We start from the raw sequence: 24,556 nt of genomic DNA, 5'->3' as shown, positions 1-24,556 counted from the left end.
CCTACAATCCAAAGGGTATTTTGAACTTTCCTTTTTTCATCCTCTTCATAAGAAGTTTCATCTGCTCGTAACTCTTGAGGAGTTTATTTACATCTTGAACAGTGGTACCACTACCTTTTGCAATCCTTCTTTTTCTACTTGCGTTTATGATGTGGGGATTTTTTCTTTCCTCTACAGTCATGGAATTGATGATAGCTTCAATCTTTTTCAATTCCTTTTCGCTCATCTCAACGTCTATTTTGGGTGATCCTGGGAGCATCTCCAAAAGGGAGGAGAGAGGTCCTAACTTTTTCATCTCTTGAAGTTGTTCTTTGAAATCTTCCAACGTAAACTCTGCTTTGAGAAACTTTTCCGCACTTTTTTTCATCTTTTCTTGATCTAATTCCCTTTCCACTCTTTCTATCAGAGACAACACATCTCCCATACCGAGAATTCTGTTTGCAACTCTGTCAGGATAAAAAGGCTCCAAGCCATCGAGTTTTTCGCTTGTTCCTATGAATTTAACAGGCTTCCCCGTTATGTATTTTATGGAAAGGATCACACCGCCTCTGGCATCACCGTCCATTTTCGTTACAACGAATCCTGTCAAATTCAACCTCTCATCGAAGACTTTGGCGGTATTAACAGCATCCTGACCCATCATCGCATCTACAACCAACAAAATCTCATCAGGATTGAGGACGGATTTTATTTCTTCAAGCTCTTTCATCATCTCTTCATCTATGTGGAGACGACCAGCGGTATCGACTACGAGGACATCTTTTCCCGTCTCTTCAGCTTTCCTGATGCTTTCTTTTACAATTTCCACGGGCGATTTCTTGTAGTCATGAACAACATCGATTCCTAATTGGTTTCCCAGTTTGACAAGTTGATCGATAGCTGCTGGTCTGTACAGATCAGCCGCAACGAGTAAGGGATTCCGACCTTCTTTTTTGAGAAGTCTTGCAAGTTTCGCACAAGTAGTTGTTTTTCCACTCCCTTGGAGACCAACCATCATCACAGGGGCAGGTCTGTGTATAAGCTTTAAAGGTTCGTTTTTCTCTCCCATTATCTTTATCAATTCATCTCTTACGATCTTCACGAACTGCTGATCGGGTGTTAGACTTTTGAGAACTTCTTCACCCAACGCTTTTTGGAGGACATGATCGACAAATTCTTTCACAACTTTGTAGTTTACATCAGCTTCCAACAGAGAAAGCTTTACTTCCCTGACAGCTTCTTTAACGTTCTTTTCAGTTATCTTTCCTCTACCGGAAAGATTTCTAAACACTCTGGATAGTTTTTCTTGGAGATTCTCGAACATTCAAACACCTCCAACGAGTCTCTCTCTGATATTAGACGTCCCCCATTAATTTCAGGTTTCTAATCACGTAAGGAGTCTAGTAATAAATGTTACAATATAGTTTCGAAGAATAGGTGTATTAACTTAATGCACCTGATAAACGTGATGTAATATTAATAATACTTGATAACGAAATCTTCGTACCCTTCTGGTGTTGTTTCCTCAATGCTCACGTTCATTACTACAGCTGCTGGAGGCCCTTTTGCCACTTCGTTTAGAAAGCGACGTAGAGCATTCTCTTCACCCTCGGCGTGAATAAAAACAGATCCATCGTCCATGTTCATTACATAACCCTTCACACCTAGAGATTTCGCAACTCTCCTCGTGAAATATCTAAATCCAACGCCTTGAACGATCCCCTCAACTCTTATTTTTATCGCTTTCACGTTCCCACACCCTCAGAAAGTCATCATCAAAATGTACGTCGAGTTGAGGGAAAGGAATGGATATTCCTTCTCTCTCCAGATATTCTTTGATTCTGAAGGCGAGTCTTTTCACACCTTCGAAGTAATTATCCCTGTTCACCCAGAATCTTATTATGAAGTCTATGGAAGAACTGTTGAAAGCAGAGAAAATTATGGCGGGGACAGGATCTTTTTCAACAGTTTCTTCATCCTCTAGAGCCTTCTGGAAGATTTCCACTACTTTCCTGAGATTGGCGGAGTAGGGGACACCTACCGTGATTTCCTGTCTCCTCACGTTCGAAGGCCAGAAATGAATGATTTTGTCGTTCCAAACTGTTTTGTTTGGGATCATAGCCTTCCGTCCATCCCATGTTCTGATCACGGTGTGATTGAGATTCACCACTTCAACTGTTCCAGAAATTCCACCTGCTTCTACTGCTTCTCCTTCTTTTATGGCTCTTGAAATCAAAAGGAATACTCCAGAGAAGAAATTAGAGAGGGGTTCTTGGAGAGCCAGACCTACGACAAGGCCGCCAATTCCCACCCCTGCCAACATAGGCGCGAGATTTAGATCCCAAATATCAAGGATCACCATGATTGCTATAACCGCTATGATGAGTCCCAGGAAAAACCTTATAGTGTTTCTCATTTGAAGTTCTTTTCCAAGCCTTTCAACGCTTTTCTCTATGATTTTGAAAATCCATTTGAACACCAAATAAGAGACAACTACGGTTATTGAGGTTAGTATCAACCGTGTCAGAAGCATATCACCACCTCACAGCGAACCTCAGCCCTACCCCTTTTGTGTAATAATACTCGGAGAGTGAATCTGAACTTACAGAGGAACTTGCGATGAACGTGTTAAACCCTATCGATACGTTGTTCACGGTTGCGTAAAAACCAAGAGATATTTTGAGGGCGTTTTCTCCAGAATCTGTGTTGGTGAGCATCGATATACCGAAACCCGCCTTTTGAATATTTCCTATAGAGAAGTCTATTTTGTTTTCTAGCACTCGTTGGTCAAATTTCAAGGTGTAAGAGAATCTATTCTTTCTTGGCGTATCGTAGAGAAGCTTCAGAGAGTAGATTCCTCCCATGTATGATCCTTTTTCGCTCCACAGCGTGAAGTTTCTAACACCTACGGAGTATTCAACATTCTCTGTAAGATATCCAAATACTCCTGCATGAAGATTAAGTTCTTTCTTCGAATCTTGATCCATCGAAAAAGATGTTCCCACTCCAATAGTTATACTTTCTTGTGGGGAGAGCGCTATATCGTACTCAGCGGTTGTAACGTATTGAGCGTTTTCCAAAGTTGTCCTCTTTAAAAACAAAACGCCAGCTATATTGGACGATGGAGGCTGAAACAAGCCGATTTGAAAAGTTCCAAGTGAACCACTCTCGCTTGACAAAACGTGGTACGCTCCCATAATTCCCTGCTTTGTCAAAAAGAACACTCTCGCTGGGTTCTCTAAATATGCCCATTCTCCGGAGGATGAAAATATCTCCAACTGCGTTGCAATCGCAAGACCTGTCAAAACTAGAAAAAAGACGAGAAATTTTTTCATACGTTCACACCCCCTAAGTAAGCCTCTAATAACCTACTTTTGAATTCTCCAAAAGTACCGTTTTCTATGGAGCGTCTGATTTCTCTCATAAAGGAGATCATGAAGTTCACGTTGTGAATTGTAAGCAAAATCTGTCCAAGAACTTCGCCGCGGGATATAAGATGGTGTATGTAAGAGCGTGTGAAATTATTACAAGTATAACACCCACACTCACGATCTATTGGTTCCAGTGATTTCTTATTGTAAGATGCTTTTAGGTTCAATTTCCCTTTCCAAGTGAGAGCGGTGCCATGTCGAGCTATTCTTGTTGGAAAAACACTGTCAAACATATCCACACCCCGTTCGACCAACTCTAGAATGAGTTCTGGAGAACCTCCTCCCATGAAATAACGGGGTTTATCTTCGGGAAGATGTTCCACGGTGATTTCGGTCATCTCGAGTGTAAGGATCCTCTCCTCGCCGATGCTAAGTCCTCCTACTGCATAACCGTCGAATCCAAGGGACGTTATCTGAAGAGCGCTCTCTCTCCTCAAATCGGGGTATGTACCTCCTTGTACAATCCCAAACAAGGCTTGATTCTCAGTTTTAAAAGCTTTCTTAGATCTGATGGCCCATTTATAAGTTCTTTCGGTTGCTTCTTTCATTTCTTCGTAACTAGCGTTCGGAGGAGGGCAGTGATCGAAGACCATACAAATGTCGGATCCCAGTTCTATCTGCACTGACATAGAGATTTCTGGATTGAGGGAAACCTTTGAACCATCGATTGGTGATTTGAAAACGACTCCTTCATCGTTTATCTTCAGCTTTGGGAGACTAAAAACTTGGAATCCTCCACTGTCCGTAAGGATTGGCTTTCTCCAACCCATAAAGTTATGAAGTCCATTGTGAAGTTTTATTATCTCCACTCCTGGTTTCAACATCAAATGGAATGTGTTCGATAGGATGATCTCAACACCTGCTTCTTCTAAATCACGAGGGGTGAGTAACTTCACATTTGCGTTCGTACCAACAGGCATGAAAACCGGCGTTTCAACAGTTCCATGGTGAAGTTTCAAGACGCCCAATCGTGCGTTTTTGAGTCTTTTCTTCACTTCAAATTCCACACAACTCCCTCCAATAACTCTTTGACTCTTCTGTAACTACCTTCTATTTGTGATTCTTGTTCGCTCAATTCTTCGAGCATCTCTTTTATAAATTTTTCGTCTGTAATTCCTTTCAAGTTTACCAAGACGTTCACTTTCTCTACCAATAGGACTGCTCTGCATAGATCCATGGCGTTCAATGTGTCCGAGGCCAAGTTTTTGTTTCCGAATTCAGCTAGTTTTTCAAGCTCGTGACCAAGATCTTTCATGAGTCTTATGACATCCATAGGAACGGACGCTGCTTCTTTGAGAGCTTCCTGAAGTTCTTCATTTGAGGATTTGTACGCCTTCATAACCTTTTCGAACGCTTCCATGTCTTCTTTCGAGAGCAAGAACAACTTTTCCCTTGCTTCCACCATTTTCTCAACGATTTTTTCCATTTCGGTTTCGAAGTCTTCATAACCTTTCTTTTTTCTTGTAAAATTTGCTACCATCTCAGCCAGCGCACAGGCCAGGGCACCAACGATGGATCCGACTGCTCCCCCACCTGGAGTCGGTTTTCTCTCCGCAACCTTGTTACAAAACTCTTCGATTGACAGCTTTTCAATCTCCATACTTTTCTTCCCCCTCCAGTACGATTTTATGACCAGAACTCGTACCTATTTTTTCCGCACCGTACATAAGCATTTTTACAGCGTCTTCATAGCTCCTTATTCCACCGGCAGCTTTGACTTTCATATCTTCACCGACGATCCACTTCATCAGGTGTACATCCTCGACCGTTGCTCCTTTTGGACCAAAACCCGTTGACGTCTTAACATAGTGAGCTCCTGCAATTTTCGAGATAACACAAGCCGCCATTTTTTCTTCCAGATCCAAATAACAAGTTTCGATAATCACTTTGACAGTTTTCCCGCGAGCGGCTTCAACCACACTTCTTATATCATCGTATACGTATTCCCATTCCTTGGCTTTCAACATGCCGATGTTTATAACCATATCCACTTCATCTGCCCCGCTTTCAAAAGCAAAAAAAGCTTCTTGGGCTTTGACTCTTGTCTCGTTTGCACCAAGTGGAAATCCGACAACGGTCACCACTTTTACATCTGTTCCTTCAAGTTCTCTTTCTGCAAGCGGGACATAGCAAGGATTCACACACACTCCGTACAATCCATATTCTTTTGCTTCCGAACAGAGTTTTACTATGTCATCGGGAGTGGCGAAAGGTTTCAAATTGGTGTGCTCTATTGCTCCTTTCACGTCTTCAAGGGAAATTTTATCCTTATAGGGTTTGAACTCATAGGATTCTCTGTATCGAACGATCGCTTCTTCAATCTTGTATTCCAGCATGAACACCACCTCACAATCCAAGCTCGGAAGATATCGACTTCATCGCTTCCAAAGATATTTCGAGGAACTTTTCCAAAGAAAGGCCTATTTCCTCGCAAGATTTTATTTGATCTCTATTTGCACCCCTTGCAAAGGCTTTTTCCTTGAATCTCCTCAGCAAGAAGTCAACGTCAAGAACTTCCAGTTTTTTTTCCGGCCTTATGAGTGCTGCTGCCACTATGAAACCGGTGGTTGGATCCACTGCATAAAGTGCTTTCTCCATCAAGGTTTCTGGTTCTTTTTTTCCACAGTGAGCGAGAATGGCATTGATCACATCTTCGGGTACGTCTTCGTTTTTCAAAATTTCCACGGTCTTTAAACCATGCTCATCTGGATTTTCTTTTGTATAATCGTAATCCAGATCGTGTAAAAGTCCTGTGATTCCCCATTTTTCTTCGTCTTCATCGAGTACTTTCGCGAGAGACTTCATCACGACCTCGGTTGCGAGACAGTGTTTAACGAGGTTTTTTGTTTTCACATGTTCTTTCAGGAGTTCCAGAGCTCTTTCTCGGGTAATCAAAGTTCTCCCCCCTCTTTGAAACTGAAGTACCCTCTCTTTGAGATTATCACATGATCAACCAGATCTATACCAAGAATTTTTCCTGCCTCTTTTAGATTCTTCGTGATCAATCTGTCCTCTCTGCTGGGAGTTGGATCCCCAGAAGGATGATTGTGGGCCACTATTATTCCCGAAGCGTTTGTTCTGATAGCTGTTCGGAAGACTTCTCTTGGATGAACGAGACTCTTTTCAGAAGTCCCAACGGTTATGACAACTTCAGAAATAAGGTTGAGTTTTCTGTCAAGACATATCACTTTCACAGCTTCCTTTTCAAGATAGATCATGTCTTTACAGTGCCGATAAACTTTTTCAGGTGAATCCAATCTCTTTGGGATTCCCTCTAGCTCTTCGTGCAATCTTTTTCCAAGTTCGAGAGCAGCTTTCAATGTGACTGCTTTTACAATTCCTACGCCGTTTACAGAGGCTATTTCTTCGATATTGGCGTTCGTGAGCTTTACCAGGGATGAGTCGAACTTTTCGAATAGAATTCGGGCCAATTCGAGTACATGCTTGCCCTTCCTTCCTGTTCTCAAAAGAATGGCGATCAATTCTTCTTTTGAAAGTGCTTCAGGCCCTGCTTTTATCAGCCTTTCCCTTGGTAACAACTTTCCACCAACCTTTCTCGTACAGATATTGCCAAATCAAACCTATTGGAAAGCCGACAACAGTGAAGAAATCTCCTTCCACCTTTTCCACGAAAACAGAGGCAAAATCTTGTATTCCGTAAGCTCCCGCTTTGTCAAGCGGTTTGTACTGTTGCACATAGTACCGGATGATTTCGTCAGGCAATTCTCTGAACTTAACTTTGGTGGAAGAAATCAAAACATCACTTGCCGAAAAAGACACGAATGCCACACCTGTGTGTACCATGTGCCATTTTCCTGAGAGTTTACTGAGGAATTCCTCAGCTTCTTCAGTGTCTTTTGGTTTTCCAAGAGTTTCTCCGTTCAGTTCCACCACCGTGTCCGAGCCAATAACCAAGATCTCCTTTTTGTCTTTTCGCCTTTGAAAAACGTCTTCCGCTTTTTTCAAAGCCAATTCCCTTGCGGTGGTAAGAGGGTCACCGATAATATTTTCATCGATGTTGGGATATTCGATTTCGAAGTCTATTCCCAGGAGTTTCATCAACTGCTGTCTCCTCGGTGAAGAAGAAGCTAGCACGATTTTCAAATAAGATCCCTCCCATCTTGCTGGCGATGAAAGCGTTAGCTGTAGCGGAGATCAGTCCAAGATTCATCATCACAGGAAGAAGAGAAAAAGCTTTGGTGTTTTCCAAGATGAAAGAGATCACAATTAATTGAACAAAGTTGTTCATGGATGCTCCTGAGAGACTCAAACCGAGGTATCCGAATCCGAATCTTGCTAATAAAGACTCTATCGTTGCCGCGGAAATTGCCCCAAAAAATCCCGTCAAAAAAGATGGGGAAAGAAATCGGCCGCTGAAAAGGGCTCCGATGATACTTTTAGCGGAAGATACTATCAAGGCATCTGCAAATCCTATCTCTGAAGCTATAAAGAGTACAACGGAGTTGGAAAAACCCCATCTTCCAAAAGGTACCGGAAAAGGAAGAAGATTTTCTGCGGTGTACAAAACCGAGGATAAAGCCGTCAAGACAGAAAGTAAAGCAATTCGTTTTACCAAGTTTCGATATCGTAATCTGTTTTTCCTTCGAAGTATATTATCACCTCATTTGGGACACATACAATGGTACCACCAGGTCCCACCCAACCAGTTTTTACGCATATTTTCAATGGACAAGTCGATTCCACCACTCTGACTTTTTCCCCGGTGAACTCCACTTTCATGAGAAACTTTCCGTTTTCCACTATGTCGTAAATCCCAGGTTTTGACAGAATCTTTTTGAAATCTCTTCCTTCGACAACTACTTTGTTTCCGATGTTTTTTGGAACGATAAAAGGAAAAATCACGATTGCAAGGAAAACGAAAAACACAAGAAGATCTTTTTTCTCAAGAAACTTTCTCATTCTCTCACTCTTTCTCAAAGAGAGTGAAAGTGTTCGATTTCTCTACTTTGCCTCCTTCGAGAACAATCATGGGATGTGCTCCCATTCTTGGAAAATCAAGAATCACTCTTCTCCAATCTCTTCCCGCCAGAACAAAACCAGCCGTAGAGAGAGTATCTGCCGTTGTTGCGTCCTCTGCTATCACCGTGACACTCCAAACACCTTTTACAGGGTAACCAGTTGATGGATCCAATATGTGGTGGTATCGAATTCCATTTTCCACAAAGTAACGTTCGTAATCGCCGGAAGTTGCTACTGCACCGGACTTCAAGTAGATATAATCTATCACGTCGTTACCACGGGGATTTTTCACACCTATTACCCACGGATATTTTCCGAATTTTGGTCCGATGATACGAATGTCTCCGCCCGCTTCTACAAAACCCGTTGCATTCTCATCAAACGAGAGAGCTATTTGCCTTGCTCTGTCTAATGCATAACCTTTTGCTATTCCACCGAGATCCATCTTTGTGCCATCCTTGACTTTTATCCTCATGTTTTCATCATCGAAAAGAATGTTGTTGTATCCAACATGTTCCAGTTCCTTTTCTATTTCCTCTGTCGATGGTACTCGTGGATTCTCATAATTTCCAACGAATCCCCAGAGTGATAAAAGTCCACCTACCGTCGGATCGAAAGCGCCTTCTGTTAGTTCAGCGAAAGCATAGGCGGCTTTCAGCAAACTGTAGGTTTCTTCATCGACTTCGATCCACTCTTCCGGATGATCGTTGATCTTCTTTATCACGCTTCTGTTGTCGGTTGTAGAAAATTTGTAGGTGATTCTTTTCATGTCTTCGAGTATAGCTTCCGCTATAGTTTTGGGGTTGATCTTTTTTGAAGCAACGACGATTCTCACACTCGTTCCTAGAGCAAATCCTCTGAGTTCGTAATACTGTTCGTTCGAACGAAAGAGAACAAAAACGAGGAAAGTTCCAATAGTTCCGAGAAGGAGGAGAGAAAAGAGAAAAATTTTCCCCTTCGTTATCCAATGATTGTTGCTATTTGACGACCACACTTTTTGCACTTCCCTTCTTCATCTAATCCAATCTTCTCTACTTCATATCCTCGCCTTCTAATAACAAGGTTGCCACAATCAGGGCAGAAAGTGCTTTCGAATCTTTCATCCCAAACGTTTCCTAGATACACAAAGTTTAGATACTTTTTCGCCAATTCATATATCTCAATGAGTTCTTCTATAGGGGTAGGAGGGATGGTGTATTTGTAGTTCGGAAAGTATCGACTGATATGTAAAGGAATGTCTTTGTCCAAATTTGCTATCCATTCGAATTCTCTTTTCAAATCTTCTCTGTCATCGTTTTTCCCCGGAATAATGAGTGTAGTCAACTCAATGTGGATTCCAGCATTATACACCTTTTCAATGTTTCTGAGGACCACGTCCAGATCTCCTCCGATCTCCCTGTAGAAATCTCTGTTGAATCCCTTGAGGTCAATGTTCATCGCATGAATGGATTGAAACAACAGCTCCAGTGGTTCCTCATTTATATATCCGTTCGTTACCAAGACGCAGTACATTCCTTCCTTTACAGCTACTCGGGAAGTGTCTAGGACAAATTCGAACCAGACGAGGGGCTCGTTGTACGTAAAAGCAATACCCTTGGATTCTCTATTTATAGAGGCAATTTTTACGAGCTGTTCTGGTGTCACTTTTTTTGTCTCAGGCTTCATCTGTGAAATCTCCCAATTTTGACAAAATCCACACTTGAAATTACATCCGAATGTTCCAACAGAAAAAATCTGTTCGCCTGGATTGAAATGAAAAAGTGGCTTTTTTTCTATTGGATCCATAGCTATGGCAGTTACTTCTCCATAGTTCAAACTTACTAACGCACCGCCTTTGTTTTTTCTAACTCCACACAGTCCCACTTGTCCCTCATCGAGGCGACACTCATGTGGACACAGAAGACATTTCACCTTTTTTCCTTCAAGAGGTTCAAAGTGTATCGCCATTTTCTCCATGTCTCCTCCTCCTCACTTGTAACGTTCGACTGTAAACTTGTATATTTCTACCTCGTCATCCCACTCCGGGATACCTGCTTTCAGTTTGGCTATTCTGAGTTGCTCTTCCACGGTGTTGACACCTTCTATATCTGGAAGGAGTAACCCTCTTCTCCAACCTTTCATAACTATCACGCCGTACTTCTTGGGGTCGAGCTCCGAGAGGTCTCTCACGGGTTCAGGTGTGCTGAGAATGTCGACGTGGACTTCTATATCATCCAGTTCATCAGGAGTAACCGGGGGAAAACGAGGGTCTTGAGTAGCAGCAGCTATGGCATTGTCTCTTATTTCAAGGGCAAGATTTGGTTTCGTGGGCAGAAAAGTTCCTATACATCCTCTCAATGAACCGTCCGTTTTATGAAGAGTTACAAAAGCTCCTGCTTTTCTTTTAAAAAGCTCCTTTGGTACATTTTCGTCAGGTTCTATTATTTTCCCATATCTTACGTAATTTTCTATAACCCTGATTGCCCACTTCACATAAGGATGCTCACCTATCATAATTCTCACCACCACAAGATAATTATAGCATTTTGGTGTATCATTAAATTTGGAAAGGAGAGGATACAGTGAAAGTAGGTGGACAGGCGGTTATTGAAGGAGTTCTCATGATAGCGAAGAGAGTATCTCTGGCTGTTAGGAAAACCTCTGGGGAGATTGTGGTAAAGGATTTGGGAAGTGTAAGATTCCCAAAATGGGCAAGGGTCCCTTTTTTGAGAGGTTTTTATTCTCTTTTCATCTCCTTGTATTTTGGAATAAAGGCTCTCAACCTTTCCTCAGAGATCTCTTCGGGTGAAGAGATGAAAAGCAGTGAGAAATTTTTCTCTTTGATTTTGGCGATTGGACTCGCTGTGGGTCTTTTTGTCGTAGCGCCTATTTTCCTGACAAATTTTCTGATTAAAAAGGAAGATGAGTTTCTTTATTCGATCGTCGAGGGATTTATTAGGTTAGGTCTCTTCCTTCTCTATGTTTGGATTATCTCTCTTTTCAAAGACGTGAAGAGGGTCTTTCAATATCATGGAGCAGAGCACATGACGATACACGCGTACGAACACGGCGAAGAGTTAACAGTGGAGAATGTTAGGAAATATTCCACTGTACATCCAAGGTGTGGAACCAACTTCGTCATGATTTTTCTGATAGTCGCTATCGTTCTGCTCAGCGTTTTTGGAGCGCTTATAGAGCTCTCTGTGTGGACAAGAATAATTTCAAGGTTGATTTTACTCCCGTTCGCGGCAGGAATTTCTTATGAGTTTCTAAAACTTGCCGCCTTCTTCGAGGGAAAGGGATGGATAAAAGTCTTGTACTTTCCGGGTTATCTTCTTCAGTACTTGACTACGGCAAAGCCAGATGACTCACAGATCGAAACCGCGATAGTCGCTTTGAAACAGGCTGTAAGTGAAAAAGAGGATAATACAGATCACCAAGTAAAGGAAGAAGGTCTGGAACTTCTCGGATAACCCAAGGAGATTGAAGAAAGCAGAAATCGAGAGAAGAGTAATAAAAGAGCCCCACTTTCCAAGTCTTCGACAAAACACATGATGGGTGTGAAATTTATCTGGTGAAAAAGGATTTTTCCTTTTCCAGGCTCTTCTTAAAAAACTGAAAACTATTTCATAAAAGGGAAGACCAAGGAAAAGCGTTGCGAATCCAATGTCTCCGTCAAAGAACTGGAAGCTTGCCAATGAAAGGAAGGTACCGAGAAAAAAAGACCCGTTGTTTCCGAGGAACACTTTTGCTGGTGGAAGATTCATAGGGATGAACCCCAAGATGGAAAAAGCAAGGCTCTTTTCCCCTAGCAAAAGAGCCATCAGGAAAGATATCCCTCCCATCAAACCGTCTATTCCGTCTATGACATTGAAGGCGTTCACCATTCCAAGAATCCAAATGAGGAGAAGAATTTGGGGAACCTTTGTACCAAAAATGTATGTTTCGAGTGGCACGGAAAGAACATACCAAAGAGAAACGAAAGCGGTGGCAGTGAGTTTTACCTTGTACGAAAGATCGAAGATATCGTCCAGTATTCCAAGAACAAACATGGGAATCGAGTAGACAAAAACAGGATTGTCCCTTCCAAAAACCAGTAACGTCAGGAAAATAGCAATACCACCAACCGGCGGGACAGCGCTTTCGTGTAATTTTCTGGAGGAAGGATGATCGAGAAAGCCTGTCCTTTTTCCTATCAAGAACAGAGTGAAAGTTCCAAAAAAACTAACCAAAAATTCCAGCATTTATTCTTGCCTCCGGAACGAGCTTCTTCATCTCTTCGAAAAGCCTTTCCATGTCCATCCTTTCGTAAGCATTTTTCATCCTTTCAATTGAAGCTCGAACTTCTTTTTCTGAAAAGTCCTTCTCAGAAAGCACTTTGAAGATCTTAGGATGAGGAGTGGGTTCTTTCTTTTCATAAGGGTAGGTGAGTTCTTCGTAAATCTTTTCTCCTGGTCTAGAGCCTGTGAATACAATTTTTACATCTTGATGAGGAATGAATCCGGAAAGCATGATCATCGTTTCCGCGAGTTTGACGATTGGAATCTGCTCTCCCATATCGAGTATGAACAGGTCTTTTCCCGACGAATAGAGTAAAGATTGGAGGATGAGAGAAACCGCTTCTGGAATGGACATGAAGTAACGTTTCATTCTCGGATCTGTTACAGTTACAGGACCACCTTTTTCTATTTGACGCTTGAATTTCTCCACCACACTACCGCGGCTTCCAAGTACATTTCCGAATCTGACTATAGAGAATCTTGTTCTGGTGTTGTTTTGTGATAGGATGTATAGTTCCGAAATTCTTTTCGTGAGTCCCATTACCGAGGAAGGATTCACTGCCTTGTCCGTAGAGATGAAAACGAAGTGCTTCACACCCGTCTTTTTTGAAAGTTCTATGAGATTTATCGTTCCAAGAGTGTTTACTCGGAAAGCCTCTAAAGGATTTTCTTCCATCAGATGAACGTGTTTGTGAGCCGCTGCGTGGAATACAATCTCGGGAGTCAGCTTAGACAACCAATATTCTAAGATTTTTCTTTCAGCAACATCCGCTATTATCCTTTTTCTTTTCAGATTGGGAAAGTTTTCGTTGAGGAACTCGTCTATAAGGTAAATGCTGTTTTCACCGTGTCCTAAAAGAATTATCTCTTCTGGATCGATCTTTGCTATTTGTTTGCAGAGTTCGAATCCTATACTTCCACCGGCTCCGGTGACCAGAACTCTTTTTCCTTTCAAGAAATTTTCTATCTCACGGATATTGACTTTCACTTCCTCTCTTCCTAAGAGATCTTCTATCGAGATTTCTTTCAAGTGTGAAAGCTTTACTTTTTCCTCCATAAGTTCTCTTATGCTCGGTAACGTTTTCACTTTTACTCTTTTCAGGTCTATTTTTTCCAAAATACGCTCCATCTGTTGCTTGGTTGCAGAAGGAATGGCCACAATTACTTCGTCTATGACGAATTGTTCTACCAGATCCATGATTCTGTCTACAGGTCCGAAAACAGGGATTCCTCTCACCCTTCTCCCGATTTTTCTCGGAGAGTCATCTACGAAGGCAATCACTTTTCCGAGGTGTGGATGTTTCTCAAACTCTTCTAATATAGATACCCCGGCGTCACCTGCTCCAATGATCAATATCCTCTTTTCACCGGTTTTTTTCTTCCTTCTGTTCAAAATCAACCATTGCCATGTTATTCTGCTCAGGACGATAAGAACCATTGAACCTAAGAAGGTAGCAAACCCCACCGAACGTGGAAGGATGATACTCCGATAGAAATAGAAAAAGACGAGATTTGCAATGTATGAGGCGACACTTCCCCTTATGAGAAGGAGGAAATCTCTAGCATTCGCGTATTCCCACACAACAGAATAATTTCTGTTCAAGATATAGATGACAGAGGCAATGAGAGTGTACACGAGAATTGATTCGTTGTAACGACTCATTTCCTGGAAATCAAAACCAAACCTTGCGAAAAGAGCGATCACACCAGAAAAGAGAGTCAAACCAACATCCAAAAGAAACAACACGAATTTCCTCGCATTCACCATCTCGTAACCGCCTTTCTTCCATCTTCGGGTACGATTTTATATTTGTATAGTGTCTCTCGAACGTCTTCTGTGACATAGATCCTGACGATCTGTATCATGTTACTCACCATGAGCTTATAAGCAGGGTATTTTTTCACGTAATCGTCTACAGTGATCACTTCGTCAATTTTTGGATCGTAAAGAAAGACGTTGTTTTGTAGGAATTCATCCGGATGGAAGATCGTGAGCTTGTAAGGTGTGTCTATTCTGAAATAATCTTCTCTTCTTTCACGGATGTCCTCGAGTATCTTTCTATCCGTTTCTTCGATTTCTTCGTCTTTCTTCAAAAGGTTTTCTATGTTTTCCACCATCTTGTCTATGATACTCTTTGCAGCTGAGAGGCTCAACTCAGATGGATCAAAACCCTCCGTTGAGAACGGACGTTCGACTACCATTTTCCAAAGATTTCGAGTTTTAAAGCGTTCTATGAGTTTTTTGGTCTCAGCGTCTCCTTTCAATTCCAGTTCTTTGAGAATGGAATAATCCGTCAACTCCAAAAATTCGTCCAAATTTTCCAAACGTTCTTTCAAATTCAAAATCTCACAGGCGCGTGAGAGAATCTCTTGAATCATGAGATCTGCTGCTCTTGATGTCTTGTGGAAGTATACGTTTTTGTACATCATGAAACGGCTAAAAAGTATGGAGTAGATGTTGTCGATGACTTTTACGTGATAACACAGGATCTCCTTTCCTTCTTTCATTTTAACGAGCGAGTTTCTTAAAACTCTGTCCACGTTCATAGGAGTGAAATGTCCTACACCACTGTGATAAGAGTCTCTCAGTAGAAAATCGAGTCTGTCTGCACCGAGGGGACCCTGAATGATGTTGAAATCTACGCTCCCTGTTCCCTCACCGTTGAACACGTCCACTATTTCTCTTGCCAACTTTTCAAACGCATCTTCCACGGAGAGATCTCCAAAAGTTTCTCTGATGTCCTCTTCTACTGCTTGTTTCAATCGCGAATTGTAAGAGCTGAAAACCCTTATCATTTCTTCTGGAAGCTTTTCGAAAACGATTTTGTTTCTGAATTCATCATGGCCATCTTCATAACCGTACTTTTTGAAAACCACATCGTCGAATTGATGGCTGAAAGGACCGTGTCCTACATCATGCAAGAGGGCAGCCAAACGAACGAGTCTGATTCTATGTGGATCGGTGAACAGATTCCTGGCATATATTCCAGCGATGTGCATGGCTCCGAGAGAATGGGCGAATCGAGTGTGGGTAGCTCCTGGGTATACGATCGTTGCTCCTGCAAGTTGGGAAAGAAACCTCAATCTCTGAACTATCTTTGTATCAGTAACGAGTATTTCCAGAGGATACAGGTATATCTCCGAATGAATGGGATCTCTCGAAACTTTTTTCAACATATCCCCATCACCTCTCAAGTTAAATTGTATCACTCATAAGGTATGGTAAAATTATTAAAAAAAGAAAAGGAGATCACGGAGGATGAAAAAGTGGGAACTCTCACAACCCAATGAAGGAGCTGTGAAGAGGATTTCACAGCATTTTGGTCTCACCGAAATAGCGGCCAGAATACTGGTGAATCGCGGAATCGATACTGAAGAAGCTGTTGAATCCTTTCTGTTTATAGACGAGTCGCATCAGCATGATCCCTTCCTTTTCAAGGACATGGAAAAAGCTGTGGAAATCTTGCTCAAGGCTCGTGCAGAAAAATCTCGTGTGTTGATTCATGGTGACTACGATGTAGACGGAATAACATCCGCAGCGATATTGAAAGAGTTTCTTGAAGAGAACGGTTGGTTGGTTGATGTTTACATTCCGCACCGTATAGAAGAGGGATACGGTGTCCAACCAGAAAACATTACCGCTTTTAGAGAAGAAAATGTATCTTATTTGGTAACCGTCGATTGTGGTATCACTGCTTTCGAGTCCATCGCCCTTGCAAAGGATCTTGGTATGAAAGTGATCGTAACAGATCACCACGAAGTGAACAACGAGGTACCCCCAGCCGACGCTGTGGTGAACCCAAAAGTGCCTGGGGAAAAATATCCTTTCAGAGATCTGGCTGGTGTAGGAGTAACTTACAAACTCGTCCAAGCTCTCGCCCGAGTTATAAAGTACTCCGGAGTAGAAAAATTTCTAGAATTAGTGGCTCTGGGAACTGTGGCAGACATGGTTTCCCTGCTGGATGAGAACAGGTATTTCGTGAAAAAAGGCATAGAACTGTTGAAAGAGACGAGACGAATCGGATTGAGAAAGCTCCTTGAAAGGCTCGGTTTGAAAGGGTTGACATCCCATGATATTAGTTACAAAGTGGCTCCTCGGCTTAATGCTGCAGGCCGGATGGGAAGTGCGATAGATGCTTTCAAGTTGTTGACGATGACCGATCCGATAAGGGCAAATGATGTTGTGGATAGATTAATGGAATTGAACAACATTCGGAGAAAAACTGAAAGAGAGATATACAGGGAAGCTGTTGAAATCATCGAGGCAAATGACCTTTGGAAGGAGCCTATCATAGTGGTCGCAAAAGAAAATTGGCATCTTGGAGTTATAGGTATCGTAGCGGCAAAACTGGCAAATCGATATGAAAAACCTGTTGCAGTGGTCTCTTTAAGTGATGAATTTGCAAAAGGATCCATTAGGAGCTACAACGGTTACGATATAATGAGCGTTTTTTCCGATCAGACGTTGGAGATATTCGATGAAATAGGAGGACACGCTTCTGCGGCAGGATTCACTCTCAGGAGAGAGCAACTTAATGTTTTCAGAGAACACGTGAAAAACCTCGTTTTAGAGGAAAGGGAAGAAAAAGTTATAGTTGATGCGGAAATTAAAATTGAGGATATAAACGGGCAGTTTGTCAATGACATAGGACGTCTCATGCCTTTTGGCCAAGGCAATCCAGAGCCTGTTCTTCTCTTCAGTGACTTGATCATAGAAAAGATACACTTTTTCGGTGAAGAGAACAGCAACGTCATCCTTCACTTGAGAAATGGAGAAAAAAAACTGGAGATTGTTGGTTACGGTTTTAAAAATCTAGCGGATAGTTTCTCTACCCTCCCTGTCTGTCCAACGAAGGGCAATGTCGTTGTCAATGTGAGACCCATGGGAGGTAGTCTACACTATTACCTTGTATCTTTGGAAGTGAAACCGAGCTTCCACGTGAAAAATAAAGCAGTAGAAAACATTCTGAGAGGATCCCGAAAAAGGACGGTTGTGAAGGTTCCTTATCCTTCCAAGACTAAATTTCTACTTTCTGTCAAAGAGGAAGTCGGTGGAAGGCTCGCTGTTGTTTCGTTAACAAATGCAGCAGCACAGAACGTATCTGGTTGTTTAACTAGATACAGTACCACAAAGTTACCAGGATTCGTGAATTCCACACTTTCAAAGAACAGAGAAAGCGAAATAGTAGTCTTAACCCTGATGGGGTTCTTGAAGCATCTTCCATTGGATGATTTCAATTTGTTCGTTATTAGTGAATTTCAAGATTTTGTGTCTTTCGCCCGCAACGAACAGGTTCAGAGGTTTTTGGATATTGTGGAAAGATATCCCGAAAAATTTGTCCTGATATCTTCGATGAATACTCTGGAATTGGAAACGTTTTTAAAAGGGACAGGATACGAAGCTTTAGAATTCAGAACCGACGAATTGGAAGAATTTTTCATTTCGGATCAACGTGGTTCTTTTTCTCTTGAGTCTTTGAAAGAATACAGTGGTTTCTCCGTCGTTGTTTCTGAAAAAAAATTAGTGCCGGTGGTTTACTCAAAGCTCGGTAGGAATGTCCTCGTATATTACGGGGGAATGGATTTGGAAAAAAAGATGAAAGTGATAGGTATGATAGAAAACGGTTCCGTTCAAAAGGCAATTCTCACAAGCAACTCTGACGGTCTGCCAACTTACATTAAAGGTGACATATTTTTCTATGATTTCCCTCTCAGTATTTACGAGGTGATCGATCTGCTTAGAAAAGGTGCTGTTATCAACCTTTGTTACTCTAATCAGAGTATAGAAAAACGTAGAGATGAACTGTCAAAGCTTTTTCCCAGTCGAGATAAATTGATGGAAATTATTCTGAGTGTGAAAAACATAAAAGAGTTGGAAGAATTTTTGGAAAATTCTGGGATAAAAGGACGTGTTTTGAAGGGAATTTACGAAAAGCTTCTCGAAGACATGGGATTGGATCTTAAGACGTGGAGCTATAAAGGATCGGATAACGTACCGTGGAGGGTAATAGAAGGTGAAATTGAAAAGACAATGTTCGAAAATACTGTTCGCATTCTTACAAAAGACTTGAAAGAGCTGTTTTCTTTCTTTAAGAGTAAGGTGGTAAGGTGATAGTTGCTGTAGATTACGGAGAAAAAAAGTGTGGAGTGGCTTATGGTCAGTTTCTTCCGAGGGAAAGTGTTGTGGTTCCGACAGGTCGGCTTAAAGATTTTATAAAAAAGCTGCGCCCAGAAAAAATTGCTTTCGGATTGCCTTTATCAATGAGTGGACGGTATTCGCAGCAGACTTTCAAAACGATCCAGGTTGCTATTAAATTCTCCAAGGAGTATGAAACGTATTTATGCGATGAAAGGTTGACCACCAAGATTGCCACTAAGATCTCGAAGAGGGACGACGCAGTGAGTGCGGCTCTCATATTTCAATTGTTCGTGGAGAATCCTCTCAGTTGTGTAAAGGTTGAAGATAGAAGAGAGAAGGTAGATATAACTGTTGGCAACGCAGTTTATGAAAGAGTTCTTCTTTATGAGTTTCCTGATCCTTCTTTGAGGATAGAGGCGAAAGAAATTTATGTAGTGACTCGAGATCCTGTATTGGCTTATTTCTACTATGAAAAAGGATACTTCGTTGAGAGAAGTATTCCCAATAAGAAGTATGATCTAGTTCTTTCAGGGAAAAACTGTGGTGAATTGGTGAATTATACAACTGAAAGAGGAAAACTGGTGTGCCTGTAGCTCAACGGATAGAGCGCTGGACTCCGGATCCAGAGGTTGCGGGTTCGAGTCCCGCCAGGCACACCAGATTTTTTTAGGAGAATCCTTTCGAAACAAAGAATAATCAAGACGAGGAGGTTTTAGAATGCCGAAAGGAGACATCGGTATAGACTTAGGTACGGCCTCCATAATTGTCTACAAAAGAGGAGAAGGAATAGTCCTGCATGAACCATCTGTCGTTGCAATTTCGGAGAAAACGGGTGAGATAGTCGCGATAGGAGAGGAAGCAAAGAAAATGCTCGGTAAAACTCCGGAGGGTTTGAAGGCAATAAGGCCCATGAAAGATGGTGTTATAGCTGATTACAAGACAATAGAAGCGATCATAAGGACATTTTTGAAACGCATAGTAGGTAGGTTCAGCTTTGTGAAACCTTCTCTCATTATAGGCGTTCCAACGAAAATTACCGAAGTGGAAAAAAGAGCAGTTTTTGAAGCAGGACTCAACGCTGGGGCGAAAAGAGTGCACATAGTTTCCGAACCTATAGCGGCTGCAATTGGTGCGGGAATAGATGTCATGGCTTCTGAAGGTAACATGGTGGTTGACATAGGTGGAGGAACCACGGATATAGCAGTGATAAGTCTCGGTGGAATTGTTGTGGGAGAATCTGTGAGAATGGCTGGAGATGCCATGGACGAAGCCATCGTAAAATTCATCAGGAAAAAATACGGTCTTATCATAGGCGAATCCACAGCGGAAGAAATAAAGAAGAGAATAGGAAAAACACATCCTTCTTTCGAAGATTATGAGATAGAGATAAAAGGGAGAGACGTGGTAACGGGGCTCCCAAGAACAGACCGAGTGAGCTCAGAAGATGTAAGAGAGGCTATAGAACCCATTATTGATTCTCTTCTGACAAAGATAAAAAATGTTTTAGAAAAAACTCCCCCAGAACTTTCGGCGGACATTATAAACAACGGAATACACCTCACAGGTGGTGGAGCTCTTCTCAGAGGATTGGATAGAACCATTTACGATGAAATACATGTTAAGACGATAGTTGCGGAAGATCCCATAACCTGTGTTGCCAGGGGAACAGGACTTCTTCTGGAAGACGAAAAATTGCTGAAAACTGTCTGTGAAACTTTCTCGAGGTGATGTGTGTGACGAGGGGAATTTACAACGCTGCGATGGGAATGTTGATAGACATGGCTAAACTCAACAGAATAGCCAACGACCTAGCGAATGTGGATACCGCGGGTTACAAACAGGATAGGGAGGCTTTTAGGGCCTATTTGAGAAAAGAAGTGGTCAGATTGGAACCTAATCCTAAAAAAGGAATGGTTGAAAAGATTCCCATAGGCCCATTGGAGCACGCGGTTGTTCTGGACGAGGTGAGGGTGGATCTTTCACAAGGGGTGATGGAAGAGACGAGGTTACCTTACCACTTAGCAATAGATGGTGAGGGGTTTTTCAGAGTGGAATTCAATGGGAAGGAATACTTCACCAGAAATGGTGAGTTTGCAGTGAACGGTGAAGGATACATTGTGACGAACTTCGGTGGGTACCTTCTCGATGAAAACGGAGAGAGAATCAAGTATTTCGATGGTTTCACAGTTGATGAAAGCGGATATGTGAAAGATGAAAATGGGAATGTTATAACCAAAATAGGTGTTTACAATATCGAAAACCCTCAAAAATTCGGCAATACACTCTTTACAGGAGAGAATCCTATCCTCTCAGAAAACTTTAGGATTTTTCAAGGCTACGTAGAAAAATCAAATGTGAATGCGTTGAAGGCAATGGTGGACATGATTTCTGCGATGAGACACTACGAATTATCACAGAGAGCCCTTCTTGTCAACGATGAGTTGAACGGAAAACTCATAAACTCCTTGGCTAATCTGAAATGATTCGGAGGTGTTTTCATCATGATGATCTCTCTCTACTCTGCAGCAACGGGAATGTCTGCTCAGCAATTCAAGCTCGATACCATTGCCAACAATCTCGCAAACGTTGATACCACAGGTTACAAAAAAGTCAGAGCGGAATTTCAAGATCTTCTCTATCAGTATGTGAAGAACGCAGGGACTCCTACGGCGGCCACTTCTTCTCTACCGACAGGTTTATACGTTGGACACGGTGTTAGAACAGCCGCAACCACTAGAATATTCACTCTCGGTAATTTCGAGCAGACGGGGAACGCTTTGGACCTCGCCATAGCTGGTGATGGTTTCTTCCAGATACAGCTTCAGGATGGGAGAGTTGCCTACACGAGGGATGGAAGTTTTAAGGTGGATAGTGAAGGAAAAATCGTTACTTCTAATGGCCTTCTTCTGGTACCGGAAATCACCATTCCGGAGAACGCTGTTTCGATAAATGTTTCTCCAGATGGAATCGTGTCCGCGGAGCTTCAGGATGGAACCATACAGGAGCTTGGAACGATCACACTCGTAAGATTTGTGAATCCTTCTGGGTTGAAGGCAATAGGTGACAATCTCTTCATTGCCACGCCTGCATCTGGAGACCCCATTGAAGGAGTACCGAATCAAGATGGATTTGGTTCTATAAAGCAAGGTTTTTTGGAAAAATCCAACGTTGATGTGGTTAGAGAAATGGTAGATATGATAACTGCTCAGAGGGCGTACGAATTCAATTCCAGGGTTATTCAAACTGCTGACGAAATGTTGCGAACTGCTACCAATGTGAAGAGATGATGAGTTATGAAAGTGTGTTTTATAATCCTGCTCTTAATATTCTCCTCCTTCCTCCTTTCTGAAACTTTAACGCTTGTAGAAACACTCCTGGCTTCGCCAGGAGTTCTTTCCTTAGATGAGATCACGTTGGAAAAATCAAATTCAGAAAAAGGTTTGATGATACTTTTACCTGGCTTCACTTATCTTGTGTCTCAAGACTTCCTCAAAACAAAATTTCCCGATTGCGAATTCACCGGTCCAGAGCAGGTAAAGATTGTGGTGAGCGGCCCTGAAGAACTCGAGGAGAGAGTTTTCAATGAAATAGAGAAGAAGGTGGGGATGAAAGATTTTGAAGCGTTCGTTGTGAAAACTTTCGGGAAATTTCCGAAGACGTTTAAGATTTCCACTGTGAGAGTTACTAGAATTTCAAGGAATCTTTTCAGTGTTTTTTTACGATTTCCAGATTCTTACGTGACTCTGAACATGGTTCTTCAGAAAGAAAGGAATGTCGTTGTTTTGAAAAGAAATATAAATGTGGGAGACGTTATAAAGGAAGAATTCGTTGCTTTGGAGAAAAGAAACGTTTTCGAACTCTACGATGAACCATTCTACGATGTTTCAGATGTGGTGGGAAAAGTGTCAAAAAGATATCTAAGAGAAGGAACTGTTCTCACTAAGAAGATGTTGAAAGATCCACCAGAGGTTGTGAGAGGACAAATTGTACCCGCTTACGTAGCTTTGGGAGGTATAAAAGTATCGACCTTTGTAGAAGTTTTAGAAAATGGTTATTTGGGTGAAACGATCAGAGCAATGAATGTAGAAAGTAGAAAATACGTTTACGGCAAAGTAGAAAGAGGACCAGTCTTGAGGATACTTCTGGAGGTGGCAGAATGAAAGAAAAAATGACCAGTTTAATTTTCATCATGGTATCGGTTGTTATTTTCTCGTTCTCCATATGGAATTCCGCAGGTGAATCGGAGTACAAAAATTTGCTTTCGATTCGGAAAGCTTCCAAAGTGGGAGATATTGTTACCATAGTAATTTACGAGAAAAACAACATGTCTTCGGAAAGGGAGAGTTTGGAGATACAAAAAACTATTTTGAGTATTTTGGGAAACGTGGTGAGAGCAGCTACTAACTTCAATCTCAACAATTTCATTCCTATAAACAACAATCCATCTCCTCAGACCACGCGCGGTGGTGAGATGAAATCGGCAGTGGTGGCCAAGATATCCGCAGTTGTTGTAGATGTAGATCCGTACGGAAACCTTGTGATAGAGGGCCGAAAGACCATAAAAGTAGATAAGGATTTTCAGGAGATCATAATAAAGGGAAAAGTGAGGCCGGACGACATAGAGATAGGAAACAAGGTGGATTCTTCCAAACTCGCCGATTCGGAAATATGGGTGAACGGGAAACTTGTTTTCAGCGAAGAGCCTGGGAAAGAAAGCTTTTTTGACAAAGTTCTTTCATTCCTGGCAGGATTGTTCACGTGAGGTGATGAACCGTGAGGAAAATAACTTCACTGCTTCTGATAATTCTAGTTTTAGGATCTATTTTTTCTGTTACAACGCGAATAAAAGATATAGCTTTCTTCAGAGGTGCACGTGACAATCAGTTGTTTGGCATAGGTCTCGTTGTGGGTCTCAACGGGACTGGTGATTCTGGGAATGTGAGTTCACCGCTCCTTCTGGAAATGATGAAGAAATTTGGTGTCCAAGTGCCGGAGGAAGATTTGAAATCTAAAAACACTGCTCTTGTGATGGTACTCGCCGATATTCCGCCTTTCGCAAAAGAGGGAATGAGAATTGATTGTGTTGTGGCCTCTATAGCTGATGCCAAATCTTTAGAAGGAGGGTATCTCATTCAAACGCCCCTTTACGGTGCTGACGGTAAAGTTTACGCTGTGGCTCAAGGATCAGTGAGTCTCGGTGGTGAGGATGTGAAGCTTTCTGCGAATCTTCAAAAGAGATACAAAGTCGTTGGTTATCTTCCAGGGGGAGCTATCGTTGAAAGAGACATTCCTTCTGATATGCTAGAAGGAGACACCGTGACGATTCTCCTGAAACAACCGGATATTACCACTGCTGCGAGAGTTGAGAAGGCAATAAACGAGAAATTCGAAATGGACCTGGCGAAGGCGGTCGATCCTTCTGCAATTAAATTGACCATTCCGAGTGCATTCCAAAACGATCTGATCACGTTTCTTTCCTTGGTTGAAAGTATAGAGGTTCAGTTTGATCTCCCTGCGAGGATTGTGGTGAACGAAAGGACAGGAACTGTTCTTTTTGGTGGAGATGTGAAGATTGCGGATTTTGTGATTTCCTATGGCAATTTCACCATAAGTGTATCTTCGGGTAAGATAGGTGACAAAGATGCCACAGTTGCCAATCTTGTTAACGCTTTGAAAGCGGCCGGTGCCACGCCACAAGACATCATTGCTATTCTTCAGGTGTTGTATGAATCTGGATATATTACGGGAGAACTCATCATCATGTGAGG

Annotated in this window: 27 protein-coding genes and 1 tRNA gene; 10 read left to right on the top strand and 18 right to left on the bottom strand. The window is 41.9% G+C overall.

Annotated features, from left to right (window positions below; genetic code table 11):
• Window position 1 precedes the first annotated feature (1 nt).
• From ffh to amrA, 15 genes are all read right to left on the bottom strand, one after another.
• Window positions 2-1,303 carry a signal recognition particle protein gene (ffh, locus tag AS005_RS03580; RefSeq protein WP_101510293.1) on the bottom strand — a complete coding sequence of 434 codons (1,302 nt, stop codon included), beginning with the start codon at window positions 1,301-1,303 and terminating at the stop codon, window positions 2-4.
• A 152-nt stretch (window positions 1,304-1,455) separates the two neighbouring features.
• Window positions 1,456-1,728, bottom strand: coding sequence for an acylphosphatase (locus tag AS005_RS03575; protein ID WP_101510292.1), 273 nt, complete (start codon window positions 1,726-1,728; stop codon window positions 1,456-1,458).
• Window positions 1,703-2,512: a mechanosensitive ion channel family protein gene (locus AS005_RS03570; protein ID WP_101510291.1), complete on the bottom strand. Its 810-nt coding sequence runs from the start codon at window positions 2,510-2,512 to the stop codon at window positions 1,703-1,705. Before AS005_RS03570 ends, AS005_RS03575 begins: the two co-directional genes overlap by 26 nt.
• Before the next feature lies 1 nt (window position 2,513).
• Window positions 2,514-3,314: a hypothetical protein gene (locus AS005_RS03565; protein WP_101510290.1), complete on the bottom strand. Its 801-nt coding sequence runs from the start codon at window positions 3,312-3,314 to the stop codon at window positions 2,514-2,516.
• A complete protein-coding gene (tgt, locus tag AS005_RS03560) occupies window positions 3,311-4,417 on the bottom strand; it encodes a tRNA guanosine(34) transglycosylase Tgt (protein WP_101510289.1) in 1,107 nt (368 codons plus the stop codon). The genes AS005_RS03565 and tgt overlap by 4 nt, the downstream gene beginning before the upstream one ends.
• Complete coding sequence (locus tag AS005_RS03555; protein ID WP_101510288.1) at window positions 4,402-5,010, bottom strand: cyclodeaminase/cyclohydrolase family protein; 609 nt, start codon at window positions 5,008-5,010, stop codon at window positions 4,402-4,404. Before AS005_RS03555 ends, tgt begins: the two co-directional genes overlap by 16 nt.
• Window positions 5,000-5,746: a deoxyribose-phosphate aldolase gene (deoC, locus tag AS005_RS03550; protein WP_101510287.1), complete on the bottom strand. Its 747-nt coding sequence runs from the start codon at window positions 5,744-5,746 to the stop codon at window positions 5,000-5,002. Before deoC ends, AS005_RS03555 begins: the two co-directional genes overlap by 11 nt.
• A gap of 10 nt (window positions 5,747-5,756) precedes the next feature.
• Complete coding sequence (locus AS005_RS03545) at window positions 5,757-6,305, bottom strand: HDIG domain-containing metalloprotein (RefSeq protein ID WP_101510286.1); 549 nt, start codon at window positions 6,303-6,305, stop codon at window positions 5,757-5,759.
• Window positions 6,302-6,976 (bottom strand): DNA repair protein RadC, encoded by a 675-nt coding sequence (gene radC / locus AS005_RS03540; RefSeq protein WP_233186239.1) that lies wholly within the window; start codon window positions 6,974-6,976, stop codon window positions 6,302-6,304. The genes AS005_RS03545 and radC overlap by 4 nt, the downstream gene beginning before the upstream one ends.
• Complete coding sequence (locus tag AS005_RS03535; protein WP_101510284.1) at window positions 6,912-7,514, bottom strand: Maf family nucleotide pyrophosphatase; 603 nt, start codon at window positions 7,512-7,514, stop codon at window positions 6,912-6,914. The genes radC and AS005_RS03535 overlap by 65 nt, the downstream gene beginning before the upstream one ends.
• A complete protein-coding gene (locus AS005_RS03530) occupies window positions 7,420-7,986 on the bottom strand; it encodes a Gx transporter family protein (protein ID WP_233186219.1) in 567 nt (188 codons plus the stop codon). Before AS005_RS03530 ends, AS005_RS03535 begins: the two co-directional genes overlap by 95 nt.
• Complete coding sequence (locus AS005_RS03525) at window positions 7,980-8,330, bottom strand: NusG domain II-containing protein (protein ID WP_101510442.1); 351 nt, start codon at window positions 8,328-8,330, stop codon at window positions 7,980-7,982. Before AS005_RS03525 ends, AS005_RS03530 begins: the two co-directional genes overlap by 7 nt.
• A 4-nt stretch (window positions 8,331-8,334) precedes the next feature.
• Window positions 8,335-9,384 (bottom strand): FAD:protein FMN transferase, encoded by a 1,050-nt coding sequence (locus tag AS005_RS03520; RefSeq protein ID WP_199203824.1) that lies wholly within the window; start codon window positions 9,382-9,384, stop codon window positions 8,335-8,337.
• The gene (amrS, locus tag AS005_RS03515; protein WP_101510282.1) at window positions 9,351-10,346 is read right to left on the bottom strand and encodes an AmmeMemoRadiSam system radical SAM enzyme; all 996 of its coding nucleotides are present in this window, start codon (window positions 10,344-10,346) and stop codon (window positions 9,351-9,353) included. The genes AS005_RS03520 and amrS overlap by 34 nt, the downstream gene beginning before the upstream one ends.
• 12 nt (window positions 10,347-10,358) lie before the next feature.
• Complete coding sequence (amrA, locus tag AS005_RS03510) at window positions 10,359-10,883, bottom strand: AmmeMemoRadiSam system protein A (protein WP_101510281.1); 525 nt, start codon at window positions 10,881-10,883, stop codon at window positions 10,359-10,361.
• Window positions 10,884-10,951: 68 nt separating this feature from the next.
• On the opposite strand from amrA, the gene AS005_RS03505 reads away from it, so the two are divergent.
• Window positions 10,952-11,842, top strand: coding sequence for a DUF1385 domain-containing protein (locus AS005_RS03505; RefSeq protein WP_101510280.1), 891 nt, complete (start codon window positions 10,952-10,954; stop codon window positions 11,840-11,842).
• On the opposite strand, the gene AS005_RS03500 is transcribed toward AS005_RS03505, so the two are convergent.
• Genes AS005_RS03500 through AS005_RS03490 form a run of 3 tightly spaced genes read right to left on the bottom strand, consistent with a single transcriptional unit; the run spans window position 11,738 to window position 15,826 of the window.
• Entirely contained in the window at window positions 11,738-12,613 is an 876-nt protein-coding gene (locus AS005_RS03500; RefSeq protein ID WP_101510279.1) for a glycosyltransferase family 4 protein, read from the bottom strand. The genes AS005_RS03505 and AS005_RS03500 overlap by 105 nt on opposite strands.
• On the bottom strand, window positions 12,594-14,417 hold the full coding sequence (locus AS005_RS03495) for a nucleoside-diphosphate sugar epimerase/dehydratase (RefSeq protein WP_101510278.1): 1,824 nt from the start codon (window positions 14,415-14,417) through the stop codon (window positions 12,594-12,596). Before AS005_RS03495 ends, AS005_RS03500 begins: the two co-directional genes overlap by 20 nt.
• On the bottom strand, window positions 14,411-15,826 hold the full coding sequence (locus AS005_RS03490) for an HD domain-containing protein (protein WP_101510277.1): 1,416 nt from the start codon (window positions 15,824-15,826) through the stop codon (window positions 14,411-14,413). Before AS005_RS03490 ends, AS005_RS03495 begins: the two co-directional genes overlap by 7 nt.
• An 82-nt stretch (window positions 15,827-15,908) precedes the next feature.
• Between AS005_RS03490 and recJ the strand changes: the two genes are divergently transcribed.
• The 9 genes from recJ to AS005_RS03445 all read left to right on the top strand — a co-directional run bounded on the left by recJ (window position 15,909) and on the right by AS005_RS03445 (window position 24,554).
• On the top strand, window positions 15,909-18,761 hold the full coding sequence (recJ, locus tag AS005_RS03485; RefSeq protein WP_101510276.1) for a single-stranded-DNA-specific exonuclease RecJ: 2,853 nt from the start codon (window positions 15,909-15,911) through the stop codon (window positions 18,759-18,761).
• Window positions 18,758-19,381 (top strand): RuvX/YqgF family protein, encoded by a 624-nt coding sequence (locus AS005_RS03480; RefSeq protein ID WP_101510275.1) that lies wholly within the window; start codon window positions 18,758-18,760, stop codon window positions 19,379-19,381. Before recJ ends, AS005_RS03480 begins: the two co-directional genes overlap by 4 nt.
• Window positions 19,372-19,447: transfer RNA gene (locus AS005_RS03475), tRNA-Arg, on the top strand. Before AS005_RS03480 ends, AS005_RS03475 begins: the two co-directional genes overlap by 10 nt.
• Window positions 19,448-19,505: 58 nt before the next feature.
• Window positions 19,506-20,516 carry a rod shape-determining protein gene (locus tag AS005_RS03470; RefSeq protein WP_101510274.1) on the top strand — a complete coding sequence of 337 codons (1,011 nt, stop codon included), beginning with the start codon at window positions 19,506-19,508 and terminating at the stop codon, window positions 20,514-20,516.
• A gap of 5 nt (window positions 20,517-20,521) precedes the next feature.
• Window positions 20,522-21,271 carry a flagellar hook-basal body protein gene (locus AS005_RS03465; RefSeq protein ID WP_101510273.1) on the top strand — a complete coding sequence of 250 codons (750 nt, stop codon included), beginning with the start codon at window positions 20,522-20,524 and terminating at the stop codon, window positions 21,269-21,271.
• An 18-nt stretch (window positions 21,272-21,289) separates the two neighbouring features.
• Window positions 21,290-22,075, top strand: a complete 786-nt coding sequence (gene flgG, locus AS005_RS03460; RefSeq protein ID WP_101510272.1) for a flagellar basal-body rod protein FlgG — start codon at window positions 21,290-21,292, stop codon at window positions 22,073-22,075.
• A 6-nt stretch (window positions 22,076-22,081) separates the two neighbouring features.
• Window positions 22,082-22,948 carry a flagellar basal body P-ring formation chaperone FlgA gene (flgA, locus tag AS005_RS03455; RefSeq protein ID WP_101510271.1) on the top strand — a complete coding sequence of 289 codons (867 nt, stop codon included), beginning with the start codon at window positions 22,082-22,084 and terminating at the stop codon, window positions 22,946-22,948.
• Between the two features lie 8 nt (window positions 22,949-22,956).
• On the top strand, window positions 22,957-23,550 hold the full coding sequence (locus AS005_RS03450; RefSeq protein ID WP_369819470.1) for a flagellar basal body L-ring protein FlgH: 594 nt from the start codon (window positions 22,957-22,959) through the stop codon (window positions 23,548-23,550).
• Window positions 23,551-23,561: 11 nt separating this feature from the next.
• Complete coding sequence (locus AS005_RS03445) at window positions 23,562-24,554, top strand: flagellar basal body P-ring protein FlgI (RefSeq protein ID WP_101510269.1); 993 nt, start codon at window positions 23,562-23,564, stop codon at window positions 24,552-24,554.
• The last annotated feature ends 2 nt before the right edge of the window (window positions 24,555-24,556 follow it).

The organism is Thermotoga sp. KOL6 (genome assembly GCF_002866025.1).
Lineage (GTDB): Bacteria > Thermotogota > Thermotogae > Thermotogales > Thermotogaceae > Thermotoga.
Note: the sequence above shows the minus strand (reverse complement) of the source record. Positions and strands in the feature narration are given on the sequence as shown.